Annotated in this window: 13 protein-coding genes and 1 tRNA gene; 10 read left to right on the top strand and 4 right to left on the bottom strand. The window is 69.9% G+C overall.

The annotated features are described in order from the left end of the window. The first annotated feature begins 9 nt into the window (after positions 1-9). Positions 10-876, top strand: a complete 867-nt coding sequence (locus tag MKK55_RS07005) for an MBL fold metallo-hydrolase (RefSeq protein ID WP_243933899.1) — start codon at positions 10-12, stop codon at positions 874-876. 42 nt (positions 877-918) lie between these two features. Here the strand turns inward: MKK55_RS07005 and MKK55_RS07000 are convergent, their stop codons facing one another. Then, a complete protein-coding gene (locus tag MKK55_RS07000) occupies positions 919-1,623 on the bottom strand; it encodes a glutathione S-transferase N-terminal domain-containing protein (RefSeq protein WP_243933897.1) in 705 nt (234 codons plus the stop codon). 260 nt (positions 1,624-1,883) lie between these two features. On the opposite strand from MKK55_RS07000, the gene MKK55_RS06995 reads away from it, so the two are divergent. The 3 genes from MKK55_RS06995 to MKK55_RS06985 all read left to right on the top strand — a co-directional run bounded on the left by MKK55_RS06995 (position 1,884) and on the right by MKK55_RS06985 (position 2,595). Continuing rightward, positions 1,884-2,117, top strand: a complete 234-nt coding sequence (locus tag MKK55_RS06995; protein ID WP_147726073.1) for a hypothetical protein — start codon at positions 1,884-1,886, stop codon at positions 2,115-2,117. Positions 2,118-2,178: 61 nt separating this feature from the next. Further along, positions 2,179-2,255 (top strand) — tRNA-Pro (locus MKK55_RS06990). 28 nt (positions 2,256-2,283) lie between these two features. Further along, positions 2,284-2,595 (top strand): ETC complex I subunit, encoded by a 312-nt coding sequence (locus MKK55_RS06985; RefSeq protein ID WP_147841429.1) that lies wholly within the window; start codon positions 2,284-2,286, stop codon positions 2,593-2,595. 24 nt (positions 2,596-2,619) lie between these two features. Here the strand turns inward: MKK55_RS06985 and MKK55_RS06980 are convergent, their stop codons facing one another. From MKK55_RS06980 to MKK55_RS06970, 3 genes are all read right to left on the bottom strand, one after another. After that, positions 2,620-3,084 (bottom strand): nucleoside deaminase, encoded by a 465-nt coding sequence (locus MKK55_RS06980; protein ID WP_147726082.1) that lies wholly within the window; start codon positions 3,082-3,084, stop codon positions 2,620-2,622. 65 nt (positions 3,085-3,149) lie between these two features. Continuing rightward, positions 3,150-4,217, bottom strand: coding sequence for a spore photoproduct lyase family protein (locus MKK55_RS06975; RefSeq protein ID WP_147726083.1), 1,068 nt, complete (start codon positions 4,215-4,217; stop codon positions 3,150-3,152). 52 nt (positions 4,218-4,269) lie between these two features. Further along, the gene (locus tag MKK55_RS06970) at positions 4,270-5,016 is read right to left on the bottom strand and encodes an SHOCT domain-containing protein (RefSeq protein WP_243933895.1); all 747 of its coding nucleotides are present in this window, start codon (positions 5,014-5,016) and stop codon (positions 4,270-4,272) included. 307 nt (positions 5,017-5,323) lie between these two features. Here MKK55_RS06970 and glgX point away from each other — a divergent pair, with 307 nt between their 5' ends. The 6 genes from glgX (at position 5,324) to adh (ending at position 14,279) form a co-directional block, all read left to right on the top strand. After that, complete coding sequence (glgX, locus tag MKK55_RS06965) at positions 5,324-7,594, top strand: glycogen debranching protein GlgX (protein WP_147844239.1); 2,271 nt, start codon at positions 5,324-5,326, stop codon at positions 7,592-7,594. A gap of 141 nt (positions 7,595-7,735) precedes the next feature. Continuing rightward, complete coding sequence (locus tag MKK55_RS06960) at positions 7,736-8,113, top strand: response regulator (RefSeq protein ID WP_147728597.1); 378 nt, start codon at positions 7,736-7,738, stop codon at positions 8,111-8,113. Positions 8,114-8,303: 190 nt separating this feature from the next. Continuing rightward, complete coding sequence (locus MKK55_RS06955; protein WP_147860110.1) at positions 8,304-10,271, top strand: AI-2E family transporter; 1,968 nt, start codon at positions 8,304-8,306, stop codon at positions 10,269-10,271. 305 nt (positions 10,272-10,576) lie between these two features. Further along, a complete protein-coding gene (locus tag MKK55_RS06950) occupies positions 10,577-12,199 on the top strand; it encodes a hybrid sensor histidine kinase/response regulator (RefSeq protein WP_243933893.1) in 1,623 nt (540 codons plus the stop codon). Between the two features lie 50 nt (positions 12,200-12,249). Continuing rightward, positions 12,250-12,570 (top strand): plasmid stabilization protein, encoded by a 321-nt coding sequence (locus MKK55_RS06945; RefSeq protein ID WP_243933891.1) that lies wholly within the window; start codon positions 12,250-12,252, stop codon positions 12,568-12,570. 185 nt (positions 12,571-12,755) lie between these two features. Next, entirely contained in the window at positions 12,756-14,279 is a 1,524-nt protein-coding gene (gene adh, locus MKK55_RS06940) for an aldehyde dehydrogenase (RefSeq protein ID WP_147843501.1), read from the top strand. The last annotated feature ends 37 nt before the right edge of the window (positions 14,280-14,316 follow it).

Genomic DNA, 14,316 nt, shown 5'->3' with positions numbered 1-14,316 from the left:
AGGCGACGCGTGCCCGGATACCTGCCCTTTGCCGGCGCCCTCGATCTGCCGGCCTACGTTTGCGACAATTGCGGCTTCTGGCAGCGCCACTTCGAGACCCCGCCGGCCTGCCCGATGTGCCTCGACGCCCGCCACGTCGTGCCGCAGGACGGCTGGCGCTTCTGGACGAAGCACGAGGCGCAGGCGCGCTTTCCCTGCCATTGGCAGGAGCTTGAGCCGGGCGTCTGGCGGTTCTGGAACGAGCCGGTATCGGGCATTGGCCCGTCGAGCTACCTGATCTGCACGGAGGCCGGCAACATGGGCTTCGAGGGCTGCCCGGTCTTCAGCGAGGCGGCGCTCGACCACATCGCCGCTTTGGGCGGCATGCAGGTGCTCTCGGCCTCGCACCCGCACGCCTACGGGGCGCTGGTGCAGCTGCAGGACCGGTTCGACCCGGAGCTGTGCCTGCCCGCCGCCGACTTCGCCTGGAGCGCCGCGCTGCAGGTCTCGTGGCCCTACGACGACTTCCTCGAGCCGCTGCCGGGCCTCGAGCTCCACCGCACCGCCGGCCACTTCGACGGCCACGCCGTGCTGTTCGATCGCCGGCGGAAGATCTGCTTCTGCGGCGACGCTTTGAAGTTCGAGCTGGACCCGGAGGATTTCCGCCGCGCCGTGACGATCTCGGCGCACAAGGCCTTCGTGCGCGGCGTGTCGCTGACGACGAACGAGCTTCGCCATTACCGCGACGTGTTCGCCCGCCTCGACTTCACCCAGACCTGGACCCCGTTCGAGCCCGCCGCCAATTGCGGGCGTGCCGAGGTCCTGGCGCTGATCGACGAGATGCTGGCGACGCGGCCGCACGCGGCGCCGGTGCGGTTGGACGGCCTGCGGCGGTAACGCCGCTTTCCTCCCTCCGCAAAGGGGGGAGGGAGGTGCGCGTCAGCGCTTGGTGTTCCCCGCCGTCTGCCCGAACATCACCTTCTTGGCGTCCTCGCTCATGGTCTTGCCGTGGTCGGGGTTGACATCCGGGGCGCGGGCGTAGGCGGCCTTGGTGGCGGGGCGCTCGGCGATGGCGTGGAACCAGCGCTTCAGGTTCGGGTGATCGTCGAGGGTCTGGCCCTGCTTCTCCCACGGGACGATCCAGGGATAGGCCGCCATGTCGGCGATGCCGTAATCGCCGGCGACGAAGTCGCGGTCGGCGAGCCGTCGGTCGAGGACGCCGTAGAGCCGGTTGGTCTCGTTGACGTAGCGGTTGATCGCGTAGGGGATCTTCTCGGGGGCGTATTGCGAGAAGTGGTGGTTCTGGCCGAGCATCGGGCCGAGGCCCCCCATCTGCCAGAACAGCCATTGCAGCGCCTCCTGCCGGCCGCGGAGGTCCGTGGCCAGGAACCGGCCGGTCTTCTCGGCGAGGTAGAGCAGGATCGCGCCCGACTCGAACAGCGTGATCGGCGCGCCGCCGTCGGCCGGCGCGTGGTCGACGATCGCCGGCATGCGGTTGTTCGGCGCGATCTTCAGGAAGCCGGGATCGAACTGCTCGCCCTTGCCGATGTTGACCGGCTTGATCGTGTAGGGGAGGCCGACCTCCTCGAGGAACATCGTCACCTTGTGACCGTTCGGGGTCGGCCAGTAGTAGAGATCGATCATCGAAACATCCTCAGGTGACGTGGACCGTCGCGCCCTCGATGCCGCAGGTGGGTCGGATGGGCCGCGGATCAAGCGGCGTTCGGCACGGGGCGCCTCTGGGACCGCCCGCGCATCGGTCATACCGCAGGGACCACGTTGGCCGTCGGCCTTTCGCAATCGTATCTTCGTCTTCACGCCGCCATCGATCAAATGCGCGGCAATCCTCGGCCGTTTCCTTTAGGCCCGCCATGGTTTGAGTCGCGTCATCGGGGAGGCGGGTCATGATCAGCGCGACGTCGATCAGCAGTGCCGGCCTTGCTGCCGCGTCGCAGAGGTTCGAGTCGACCGCCACGCGCGTGGCCGAGATCGGGACGAGCCTTCCGAGCGCGGCCCAGGTCGACCTGTCGAGCACGGCCGTCCGGCTGATCGAGGACAAGGCCGCCTTCGCGGCCAACGCGGCGGTCCTGCGCGCGTCCGACGCGATGGAGCGGACGGTCCTCGACATCCGCGTCTAGGGCCGCGACACCGATCGAACCTTGCCCGCGCCCCGGCGAACCCGTAAGACCGATGGCATGTCGGGGTGTAGCGCAGTCTGGTAGCGCACCTGGTTTGGGACCAGGGGGTCGTAGGTTCGAATCCTATCGCCCCGACCATCGATTTCCGGAGCGGTGTCTGAAGGCCATGTCGAGCGCCCGCATCTTCCAGCCGTCGAAGGACGCGTCCCAGTCGGGGACGGCCCGGACCAAGGTCTGGCACCTCGAGTTCGACCAGACCGCGCCGCGCGAGACCGACCCGCTGATGGGCTGGACCGGCTCGGGCGACATGCTGCAGCAGGTCCACCTCAAGTTCGAGTCCCTCGAGGATGCGGTCGCCTACGCCAAGAAGGCCGGCATCGCCTACCGCGTCGAGGAGCCGAAGACGGCCCCCCCGCGCAAGGGGCTGTCCTACTCCGACAATTTCAAGTTCAACCGCACGGCGCCCTGGACGCACTGACCGGGACGCGCCGAGCCGATCGGCTCAGGCCTCGTCCTTGCGCGCCTTCCAGGCCGCGTAGGGCGCGGTCGCGTCTGGCACGTCGAGGTGCTTCAGCCGCATCGGCTGCGCGTCGAGCGGGCGGCACAGCTCGGCGTAGATCTCGGCGCCGAGCAGCCCGAACTCGCCGGCCGTGGCGGCGGCGTTGGCGAAGTAGCCCTCGCGGATGCCCGACAGCCGCATCGCGGCGTGGCACATCGGGCAGGGCTGGCCGCTGGCGTACATCACGCTGCCGGACAGGTCGCGGCTGTTGAGGCGCCGGCTCGCCTCGCGCAGCGCCACCATCTCGGCATGGCCGGTCGGGTCGTTGGTGGTGTGGACGTTGTTGGCGACCCGGGCCAGGACCTCGTCGCCGCGCACCAGGACGGCGCCGTAGGGCGTGCCGCCGTCGCAGACGTTGTCGGCGGCCAACTGCACCGCCTCGCTCAGGTACCGTGCGTGATCGCTCATGATGGTCGGTCCTCCCGGATGCGGTCGGGAACGCCCAGGGGCGGAGAACGGTTCGATCCCGCCGCTCAGAACGCGTAGCGCACGGTGCAGTACGGCATCGTCTCCGCGAGCACCGCCTTGAAGCGGGTGAGCCAGCGGCCCTTCCAGCCGGCGCGGTAGCGGACGTTGGCGCCCCCGCCTTCGGAGACCTTGGCCTCCTGGATGTCGGGCCGCCACAGCAGCTCCTCGGCGCGCGGGTGCCAGCCGAGATTGACCGCGTGCAGGCCGGCATTGTGGGTCAGCAGGATGATCTCGCACTTGAGCTGGGCCTTGGCGGCGTCCGACAGCGTGCCGTCGATCTCGGCGAACAAGGCCCGCCAATCCGCCTCCCAGCCCTCGTAGAGAATGACCGGCGAGAAGTTGACGTGGACCTCGTAGCCCGCGGCCACGAAGTCGTCGATCGCCGCGATCCGCTCCGCGATCGGCGTCGTGCGCACGTCGACCACCTTGGCGATCCGTGCCGGCATCAGCGAGAATCGGATGCGGGTGCGCCCCTGCGGGTCGTAGGCGAGCAGGTCGCGGTTCACCGCCTTGGTCGCGAACGAGCCCTTGGCGTTGGGCAGGGTGCGGAACAGCGCGACGAGGTCGCGGACGTTGTCGCATATCGCCGCGTCGACCGAGAGGTCGCCGTTCTCGCCGATGTCGTAGACCCAGGCGGCGGGATCGATGGTGTCGGGCTCCGGCAGCGCGCCCTGCTTCCGGGCATGCCGCGCGATCGCCGCGCAGGCCGCCTCGACGTTCACGAACAGCGAGATCGGGTTGGAAAACCCCTTGCGCCGCGGCACGTAGCAGTAGGCGCAGGCCATGGCGCAGCCGTTCGAGGTCGAGGGCGCGATGAAGTGGGCGCTGCGGCCGTTGGGCCGCATCGTCAGCCCCTTCTTCACCCCGAGCACCAGCGTCGAGCGCTTGATCCGGACCCAGTCCTCGACCGAGCCCTCGTTACCGTGGAGCGCCGGGATGTTCCAGTGCGAGGGCACCGGGATGCGCGTCGCGTCCGGGTAGCGCGCCAGGATCTCGCGCCCGCGCGGAAACGTCTCCACCGCGGGCTCGTGATAGATCGTGGAGATGTCGAGGAGGTCGCCGATCGAGGCCATGCGGGGTCCGGCGGCCCGGAACGCGGCCGCCCCTGCGATATGGGGCGCCGGCTCAGAGCCGCGAGAGCAGGTCGGCCTTCTTCTCGGCGAACTCGGCCTCGGTCAGCACCCCGCGGCCGTGAAGCTCGGCGAGCCGCTCGATCTTCGTGAACACGTCCCCGTCGCCCGACGAGTCCGGCGCCGTAGCAGGAGCGGAGGCAGGGGCCGAAGCGGGAGAAGCGTCGTGCGCGGGCGTCGGCGCGTCCGGCGCGAGGCGGCGCAGCGTATCGAGGGCGATGCTGCCCTGCGGCCCGGTGAAGCGCAGGGCGCCGTCGGACTGGGAGACCCCCGAGATCTGGTGCTCGCCGGTGTCGTAGAGCGCGACCCCGGCGTCGGACTCGATCGCCAGGCGCCGCGTCTCCGGGAAGTAGGCATAGCGCAGGCCGTTCTGGGCGCCCGCGCTCGACGGCCGGCCGAGGCCCGCCGGCCACCACTCGCCGCCGCCGCGGCCGCCCGCGGCCCGGCCGCTCCCGCTCCAGCCGCCCGGGGGCAGGGCGTCGGCCAGCTCGGCGCAGAGGCCGGCGACGCGGGCTTTCAGCTCCGCGTCGAACATCCGCCCGACCATGACCATGCCGCCGGAGAACCACTGGCCCATGCCGCCGAGCTCCGGGTGGTCGAACTGCGCCATCGTGCCGTTGCCGGCCTCCAGCGCCCGCATCAGATGGCGCACCGCTTCGAGGCTGACGCCGTGGCGATCCGCCACGATCTGCAGCCCGGAGGCGTGGTCGGGGCCCTCGTCGTTGTGTGCCTCAAGGGTCATGCGGGCTGCTCCGGGGGACGCGATGCGCCGAGGCGCTGCTGGGGGCCGCGTGTGCCGGGCCTCGTGCCCGGGGCGAGCCCGCACTATGCCGCGGTCGGCGGAGCGGTGGAAGAACCCGGGCTGCGCAAAAATGCCAGGCCCGCGAACGGTTTCCGCCCGAACCTTCGGCACCCCTCGCTGCGCTGCAAAAATTTCGCGCACGGCGGAGCTTCGCCCACGGACGCACGTTCACAAAATGGCCCGGGGGCCCCGCTGCCGAGCGTCAGGCAGCGGTCGTCGTGATGCGGCCCCGGCCGCCGGAGTGAACATGGCCGACCATAACCGCTACGCAGCCTCGACCCGTCCCGTTCGTTCGCGCATCCAGGAAGGCAAGCCCTATCCCCGCGGCGCGACCTGGGACGGCCTCGGCGTGAACTTCGCCGTCTTCTCCGCCCATGCGACCAAGGTCGAGCTCTGCCTGTTCGACGAGTCCGGCGAGAAGGAGATCGAGCGGATCGCGCTGCCCGAATACACCGACGAGGTCTGGCACGGGTACCTGCCCGACGCGCGCCCCGGCACGATCTACGGCTACCGCGTCCACGGCCCCTACGAGCCCAAGGCCGGGCACCGCTTCAACCACAACAAGCTGCTGATCGACCCCTACGCCAAGGGGCTCGTCGGCTCGATCACCTGGAACCCGGCCCTGTTCGGCTACCAGATGGAGACCGGCGACGACCTGACCTTCGACGAGCGCGACAGCGCGCCGTTCACCCGTCGCAGCCAGGTCATCGACCCGGCCTTCACCTGGGGCGCCTACCGCAAGCCGAACATCCCCTGGGAGAAGACCATCATCTACGAGGCCCACGTGAAGGGCCTGACCAAGAACCATCCGCGGGTGTCCGAGCGCCTGCGCGGCACCTATGCGGGCCTCGGCAACCCCGACGTGCTCGACTACATCAAGAGCCTCGGCGTCACCGCGGTGGAGCTGCTGCCGGTCCACGCCTTCGTTCAGGACGACTACCTGCAGGAAAAGAACCTGGTCAATTACTGGGGATACAACACGATCTCGTTCTTCACCCCCGCGCGGCGCTACGCGGCGGTGCCGGACTTCGCCTTCTCCGAGTTCAAGGAGATGGTCGCGCGCCTGCACGGCGCCGGCCTCGAGGTGATCCTCGACGTGGTCTACAACCACACCGCCGAGGGCAACGAGAAGGGCCCGACCCTGTCGTTCAAGGGGATCGACAACGCCTCCTACTACCGGCTGCTGCCGGGGCAGGAGCGCTACTACATCAACGACACCGGCACCGGGAACACCTTCAACCTCTCGCATCCGCGCGTGCTGCAGCTCGTCATGGACAGCCTGCGCTACTGGGCGACCGAGATGCGCGTCGACGGCTTCCGCTTCGACCTCGCCACCATCCTGGGCCGCGAGCCGCACGGCTTCGACGAGGGCGGCGGCTTCCTCGACGCCTGCCGCCAGGACCCGGTGCTGAACGACGTGAAGCTCATCGCCGAGCCGTGGGATTGCGGCCCGGGCGGCTACCAGGTCGGCGGCTTCCCGCCGGGCTGGGCCGAGTGGAACGACCGCTTCCGCGACGACGTCCGCGGCTACTGGAAGGGCGACGAGGGTCTGCTGCCCGATCTCGCCAACCGCATCACCGGCTCGGCCGACAAGTTCAACAAGCGCGGGCGCAAGCCCTGGGCCTCGGTGAACTTCCTCACCGCGCATGACGGCTTCACCCTGCACGACACGGTCGCCTACAACGACAAGCACAACGAGGCCAACGGCGAGAACAACCGCGACGGCCATTCGCACAACCTCTCGTACAATTACGGCGTCGAGGGACCGACCGACGACCCGGCGATCCGCGCCGTGCGCCTGCGCCAGATGCGCAACATGCTGGCGACCCTGTTCCTGTCGCACGGCACGCCGATGCTGCTGGCCGGCGACGAGTTCGCGCGGACGCAGAAGGGCAACAACAACGCCTACTGCCAGGACAACGAGGTCTCGTGGATCGACTGGGGGGCGATCGGCGCCGAGGAGCGCGATCTCGCCGAGTTCACCCAACGCCTGATCCTGCTGCGCAACGCGCTTCCGATCCTGAGCCGCGGCCGCTTCCTCACGGGCCGGTACGACGAGGAGTTCGGCGTCAAGGACGTGACCTGGCTGCGTCCGGACGGGGCCGAGATGGGGTCCGAGAACTGGACCGACGGCGGCGCGCGTTCGCTCGCGGTGCTGCTCGACGGGCGGGCCCAGGCGACCGGCGTTCACCGCCGCGGCGGTGATGCCACCCTGCTCATCATGTACAACGCCTACCACGACCTCGTGCAGTTCACCCTGCCGGAATCGGTCGGCGGATCGGCCTGGACGCGCCTGCTCGACACCAACCTGCCCGACAGCCAGGAGATCGCGAGCTTCGCCTCGGGCGAGCGCTACGACGTCACCGGCCGCTCGATGCTGATGTTCGTGCTGAAGCCGGACGACACGCCCGGCGACGCGGTGACGGAGATGGAGCGGTCCTACCAGCACGTGATGCAGGCCTTCGAGCGGGCCAACATCCACGAGGTCCACTTCCACCTCGACGAATCCGATCGCTGATTTCGGCGTCTTCCCCTCGGGCGGACGATCTGCCACGAGGGGCTGAATACAAAAATCGGACGATCGCGGGCCGCCGTGCGTTGGGTATCGACGCGCGGCGGCGACGCGTCTGACGGTCATGCGTCGAGGGATCCATCATCCATGCCCAAGATACTGCTGGTCGAAGATCACGAGGAGATCTGGGATTTCCTGTCCCGCCGGCTCAAGCGTCGCGGGTACGAGGTGATCCTGGCCCATGACGGCGAGGCCGGGGTGCAGCAGGCGCGCTCGGGGCGCCCCGACGTGATCCTGCTCGACATGAACCTGCCGATCCTCGACGGCTGGTCGGCGGCGCGCGCGCTGAAGTCCGGCAGCGACACCCGCGGCATCCCGATCATCGCGCTCACCGCCCACGCCATGTCGGGCGACCGCGACAAGGCGATCCAGGCCGGCTGCGACGACTACCACCCGAAGCCCGTCGATTTCTCGAAGCTGCTCAGCCAGATCAGCGCGGCGTTGGGCGAGACGGCGTCGGCCTGAGGCGGGCCATTCTTCCCTCCCCCCTGGAGCGGGGGAGGGTGGGCCTCGCGTCGGCGAGGGTCGGGAGAGGGGAGCGACCTCTCCGGACAACGCGCTCCCTTCTCCCGACCCGCTTCGCGGGCCACCCTCTCCCGCAGGGGGGGGAGGGAAGAGGCGGCGGCGGACTTCAGCGTAACCGGAGCGTAATCCCATGAGCGACGATCCCGTCACCGCGCAGCGCCTCAAGAACGGCCTGCCGGTCTTCGTCGCGCTGGCCTCGTTCCTCCTCGTCGTCGCGGTGATGGCGGCGCTGTATTTCGGGCGCGACATCCTCGTTCCGGTGACGCTGGCGATCCTGCTGAGCTTCGTCCTGGTGCCGGCGGTGCGCCTGCTCGGGCATATCCGCGTGCCGCGGGTGCCGGCGGTGCTGCTCGTCGTCGTGGTGGTGTTCGGCGCGCTGTTCGGGATCGGAACCCTGATCGCGCGCGAGGGCGGCCAGCTCGTGTCCGACCTGCCGCGCTATTCCCTGGTGATGCAGGACAAGATCAAGTCCCTGCGCGGGGCGACCGCCGACACCGGCACGCTGTCGCGGATCGTTGACGTGTTCCAGGACCTAAGCGCGACGCTGTCGCCGCCGCCGCCGCCCGAGCTGAAGGGCGATCCGGGCACCGCCGGGCATCCGCTCACCGTCGAGATCCGCGCGGCGCGGGCCGGCTTCGTCGAGAACCTCCAGACCTTCGCCGGGCCGATCCTGCACCCGCTGGCCACCACCGGCCTGATCCTGATCTTCACGATCTTCATCCTGCTCCAGCGCGAGGACCTGCGGAACCGGATGATCCGGCTGGCCGGCGGCTCGGGCGACCTGCGCCGCACCACCGCGGCGATCGACGACGCGGCGCGTCGCCTCAGCCGGTTCTTCCTGGCGCAGCTCGCCCTCAACGTCGCCTTCGGCGTGGTGATCGGCGTCGGGCTGTGGCTGATCGGCGTGCCGAGCCCGACCTTGTTCGGGGTGCTCGCGGCGATCCTGCGCTTCGTGCCCTATATCGGCGCCGCGATCAGCGCCCTGCTGCCGCTGGTGCTGGCGGCCTCGGTCGATCCGGGCTGGACCATGGTGATCGCCACCGCGGCCCTGTTCCTGGTGGTCGAGCCGATCGCCGGCCACGTGATCGAGCCGCTGCTCTACGGGCACTCCACCGGGCTCTCGCCGATCGCGGTCATCCTCTCGGCGACCATCTGGACCTTCCTGTGGGGGCCGATCGGCCTCGTGCTCGCCACCCCGCTCACCGTCTGCCTCGTTGTGCTCGGCCGCCACGTCGACCGGCTCTGGTATCTCGACGTGCTGCTCGGCGACCAGCCGGCCCTCGATCCGCCGGAGATCTTCTACCAGCGCATGCTCGCCAACGATCCGGCCGAGGCGATTGACCAGGGCCGGCAGTTCCTCAAGGAGCGGGCGCTCGTCACCTACTACGACGAGGTCGTGCTCGCCGGCCTCAGGCTGGCGCAGGAGGACCTGTCGCGCGGGACGCTCGACCGGGAGCGCCAGGGCGAGGTCGGCGCCGCGATCCGCACCGTGGTCGCGCGGCTCGGCACCACGCCGGTGGCCCGGCGCCCCGGCAGGGGCAAGGCCCGCACCGGGAGCTCCGAGGCCGCCGCCGCCGTCGCCGCGGCGGGGCCGGACCGCAAGGTCGCCGCCGTCGTGCTCAAGCCGTCGGACCTTGCGCCGGCCTGGCGCGGCGCGGTGCCGGTGCTCTGCGTCTCGAGCCGCGGCCCGTTCGACGAGGCGGCGACGCTGATGCTGAGCCAGACCCTCGACCGCCACGGCCTGCGCTCCGAGGTGATCGCGATGTCCGCGATCCGCGCCGGCGCGCGGCCGAAGGATGTCGGCAGCCTGGCGATGATCTGCTTCTCCTATCTCGAGCCGGTGAGCCTGTCGCAGATCCGCTTCACCGTGCGGCAGGCGCGCGCCGCGGTGCCGGGCGTCAGCGTCCTCGTCGGGTTCTGGGGCGAGCGCGATCCCGCCACCCTCGATCGCCTGCGCCGGGCGACCTCGGCCGACTTCCTGGTCACGACGCTCAACGACGCGATCGAGAACGCCATCGCGGTCTCGCGCATGCCGGCGGCGGCGCCGGCGCATCCGGCCGCGCGATCCGAGCCCCGCTTGCCGCAGGCCGCCGAGTAGCGGCGGCGGTCGACGATGTGGGCGACGTCGTGCACCGGCCGGCGCGACGGCTGGGCGGCGAAGCGGGTTTTCACGCCTTCGCCGCTGCGCGAGACCGGCTCGCCGGGCGGCATCCGCGCTTTCGGCTTCGGCGCGGGCCTGACCTTCGCCAGGATGCCGGGATCGCCCGGGCGCCCCTGGCGTTATCGCGGTGGTGTCGATCCGGATCGTGCGCCAGAACGCTTTTGCGCAGGTGCAGCGACTCGCCGGCGTCGAACGAAGCGATGGAGCGGCCGACCGATGCCGAAGGATGAGACCCCGTCGACATGACCCAGACGCCCGAGACACCGCCGACCGGCCGCACCACCCGTGTCGGCACCGGGTCCGTCTCCGCCATGTCGGACCCGCGCAACGAGATCTTCTTCGCGGCCGTCGAGACGACCCGCATGCCGATGACGGTGACGGACCCGCGCCAGTCCGACAACCCGATCATCTTCGCCAACAACGCCTTCATTGCGATGTCCGGCTACAGCCGCGAGGAGATCGTCGGCCGCAACTGCCGCTTCCTGCAGGGACCGGAGACCGACCGCGAGGCGGTCGCGCAGGTACGCGCGGCGATCGACGAGCGGCGCGAGTACAGCACCGAGATCCTGAACTACCGCAAGGACGGCTCGACCTTCTGGAACGCGCTGTTCGTCTCGCCGCTCTACGACACCGCGGGGGAGCTGCTGTACTTCTTCGCCTCGCAGCTCGACGTGTCGCGTCGCCGCGACGCCGAGGAGGCCCTGGGCCAGGCCCAGAAGATGGAGGCGCTCGGCCAGCTCACCGGCGGCATCGCGCACGATTTCAACAACCTGCTCCAGGTCATCGTCGGCTACGTCGACATCCTCAGCGCCGGGCTCGAGAAGCCGGATGCCGACAAGGGTCGCCTCGGGCGTGCCGCCGACAACATCCGCCAGGCCGCGCAGCGCGCCACGACGCTGACGCAGCAGCTCCTCGCCTTCTCGCGCAAGCAGCGGCTGGAAGGCCGCGCGGTCAACCTCAACGCCCTGATCGAGGGCATGCGCGACATGGTCGCCCGCTCCGTCGGCGAAGCGATCACCGTCGACTACGACCCGGCGCCGGACCTGTGGAACTGCCGGGTCGACCCGACCCAGGCCGAGGTCGCGCTGCTCAACGTGATGATCAACGCCCGCGACGCGATGCCGGAGGGCGGCCGCATCCGCATCGTCACCGAGAACCTCGACGTGTCCGAGCGCGACATCACTGGGACCGGCCCCTTGCGCGCCGGCCGCTACGTCCGGGTCTCGATCACCGACACCGGCACCGGCATGCCGCCCTCGGTGCTGGCGCGGGTGATGGACCCGTTCTTCACCACCAAGGAGGAGGGCAAGGGTACCGGGCTCGGCCTCTCGATGGTCTACGGCTTCGCCAAGCAGTCGGGCGGCGCGGCCCAGATCGAATCGGTCCAGGGGGAGGGCACCACCGTGCGCCTGTCGTTCCCGGTGACCGAGACCGGGGTGAAGGAGGCGCCGAAGCCGGCGGCCCGCGCCATCGAGCGCCAAGGCACCGAGACCATCCTGATCGTCGACGACCGCGAGGACGTGGCCGAGCTCGCCCGGACGATCCTGCGCGACTTCGGCTACGTCACGCTGATGGCCGGGAACGGGCGCGAGGCCCTGGAGATCCTCGACGGCAACGACCGCATCGACATGATCTTCTCCGACCTGATCATGCCCGGCGGCATGAACGGGGTGATGCTCGCCCGCGAGGCGCGGCGCCGGCAGCCGCGGCTCAAGGTGCTGCTCACCACCGGCTACGCCGAGGCGAGCCTAGAGCGAACCGACGCGGGGGGATCCGAGTTCGACGTGTTGAACAAGCCCTACCGCCGCACGGACCTGATCCGTCGCGTGCGCGCCGTCCTCGACGGGCCGACCGGGACCGGCTGAGGACGCTGCGTCGGCGGACGGGTGAATCGGGCGGAGACGCGAGGTCGATCATGCCGCAGGGCGACAAGGGCAAGTACACCGACAAGCAGGTGCGGAAGGCCGAGCACATCGCCGACTCGTACGAGAAGCGCGGCGTGCCCGAGGAGGAGGCCGAGGCCCGCGCCTGGGCGACGGTCAACAAGGACGACGGCGGCGGCAAGAAGCCCGGCGGCTCCGGCCGGGGCAAGGCCACCGGCCACCCGGCGGCGCATGCGGGCGGGGAGAAGGGCGGCAAGGCGGGCGGCAAGGCCTCGGCCGCGCGCACGCCGGAAGAGCGCTCCGCCTCCGCCAGGAAGGCGGCCGCCACCCGCAAGGCGAATCGCGGCGGCTGACCCCTGCTGCCGGCGGCGGTCGCCAAACGGCGGCGATCCGGCTACCCTCCGACGAGCGCTCGCGGACCTGGTTGGCCAAAAGTCCAACTTGCCAAGGCCTCCCAACTGGCTTTGGCTGCGATCGGCCAGCGAGAAGCCGAAAAAGGCCGGCACGCCATGCCGGAACCGCACGGAGGAACAGCACCATGAACAAGCCGGAATTCCTGGCCGACGCCAAGACCAAGTCGCCGTTCTCGGCCCGCTACGACAACTTCATCGGCGGGCAGTGGGTCGCGCCGGCGAACGGCCGCTACTTCGAGAACACCTCGCCGATCACCGGCCGGGTCATCTGCGAGGTCGCCCGCTCGGACGCGCAGGACGTGGAGAAGGCGCTCGACGCCGCCCACGCTGCCAAGGACGCCTGGGGCCGCACCTCGGCCGGCGAGCGCGCCCGCATCCTCAACAAGATCGCCGACCGGATGGAGGAGAACCTCGACCTGATCGCGCTAGCCGAGACCTGGGACAACGGCAAGCCGATCCGCGAGACGGTGAACGCCGACATCCCGCTCGCCATCGACCACTTCCGCTACTTCGCCGGCTGCATCCGCGCCCAGGAAGGCGGCATCTCCGAGATCGACCACGACACGGTCGCCTACCACTTCCACGAGCCGCTGGGCGTCGTCGGGCAGATCATCCCGTGGAACTTCCCGATCCTGATGGCGGTGTGGAAGGTCGCCCCGGCGCTCGCCGCCGGCAACTGCATCGTGCTGAAGCCGGCCGAGCAGACCCCGGCCTCGATCCTCGTGGTGCTGGAGCTGATCGCCGACCTGCTGCCGCCGGGCACGCTCAACGTCATCAACGGCTTCGGCCTGGAATGCGGCAAGCCGCTCGCCTCCTCGCCCCGCATCGCCAAGATCGCCTTCACCGGCGAGACGACGACGGGCCGGTTGATCATGCAGTACGCCTCGCAGAACCTGATCCCGGTGACGCTGGAGCTCGGCGGCAAGTCGCCGAACATCTTCTTCGCGGACGTGGCCAACGAGGACGACGACTTCTTCGACAAGGCGCTCGAAGGCTTCACCATGTTCGCCCTCAACCAGGGCGAGGTCTGCACCTGCCCGAGCCGCGCGCTCGTGCACGAGTCGATCTACGACCGGTTCATGGAGCGCGCGGTCAAGCGCGTCGAGGCGATCACCCAGGGCTCGCCCCTCGATCCCACGACGATGATCGGCGCGCAGGCCTCGTCCGAGCAGATGGAGAAGATCCTCTCCTACATCGACATCGGCCGCCAGGAGGGCGCGCAGGTGCTCACCGGCGGCGCGCGCAACGTGAAGGATGGCGACCTGGCCGACGGCTTCTACGTGCAGCCGACGGTGCTCCAGGGCCACAACAAGATGCGGATCTTCCAGGAGGAGATCTTCGGGCCGGTGCTCTCGGTGACGACCTTCAAGGACGACGCCGACGCGCTCGCCATCGCCAACGACACGCTCTACGGCCTCGGCGCCGGCGTGTGGACCCGCGACGGCACCCGCGCCTACCGCTTCGGCCGCTCGATCCAGGCCGGCCGCGTCTGGACCAACTGCTACCACGCCTACCCGGCCCACGCGGCCTTCGGCGGCTACAAGCAGTCCGGCATCGGCCGCGAGAACCACCGCATGATGCTCGACCACTACCAGCAGACCAAGAACATGCTGGTGAGCTACTCGGCCAAGAAGCTCGGCTTCTTCTAGGCCCGCGAGAAACCGCCCCGGCCGCCAAGGCCGGGGC

Source organism: Methylobacterium sp. J-059 (assembly GCF_022829485.1).
In the GTDB taxonomy this organism is placed as follows: Bacteria; Pseudomonadota; Alphaproteobacteria; order Rhizobiales; family Beijerinckiaceae; genus Methylobacterium.
This window is presented reverse-complemented; position numbering and strand designations above follow the sequence as displayed.

Excerpts from the sequence above, each read along its gene's own strand:
- MKK55_RS07000 (WP_243933897.1), bottom strand. The coding sequence starts at position 1,623 with ATGATCGATCTCTACTACTGGCCGACCCCGAACGGTCACAAGGTGACG.
- MKK55_RS06995 (WP_147726073.1), top strand. The coding sequence starts at position 1,884 with ATGATCAGCGCGACGTCGATCAGCAGTGCCGGCCTTGCTGCCGCGTCG.
- MKK55_RS06985 (WP_147841429.1), top strand. The coding sequence starts at position 2,284 with ATGTCGAGCGCCCGCATCTTCCAGCCGTCGAAGGACGCGTCCCAGTCG.
- MKK55_RS06980 (WP_147726082.1), bottom strand. The coding sequence starts at position 3,084 with ATGAGCGATCACGCACGGTACCTGAGCGAGGCGGTGCAGTTGGCCGCC.
- MKK55_RS06975 (WP_147726083.1), bottom strand. The coding sequence starts at position 4,217 with ATGGCCTCGATCGGCGACCTCCTCGACATCTCCACGATCTATCACGAG.
- MKK55_RS06970 (WP_243933895.1), bottom strand. The coding sequence starts at position 5,016 with ATGACCCTTGAGGCACACAACGACGAGGGCCCCGACCACGCCTCCGGG.
- glgX (WP_147844239.1), top strand. The coding sequence starts at position 5,324 with ATGGCCGACCATAACCGCTACGCAGCCTCGACCCGTCCCGTTCGTTCG.
- MKK55_RS06960 (WP_147728597.1), top strand. The coding sequence starts at position 7,736 with ATGCCCAAGATACTGCTGGTCGAAGATCACGAGGAGATCTGGGATTTC.
- MKK55_RS06955 (WP_147860110.1), top strand. The coding sequence starts at position 8,304 with ATGAGCGACGATCCCGTCACCGCGCAGCGCCTCAAGAACGGCCTGCCG.
- MKK55_RS06950 (WP_243933893.1), top strand. The coding sequence starts at position 10,577 with ATGACCCAGACGCCCGAGACACCGCCGACCGGCCGCACCACCCGTGTC.
- MKK55_RS06945 (WP_243933891.1), top strand. The coding sequence starts at position 12,250 with ATGCCGCAGGGCGACAAGGGCAAGTACACCGACAAGCAGGTGCGGAAG.
- adh (WP_147843501.1), top strand. The coding sequence starts at position 12,756 with ATGAACAAGCCGGAATTCCTGGCCGACGCCAAGACCAAGTCGCCGTTC.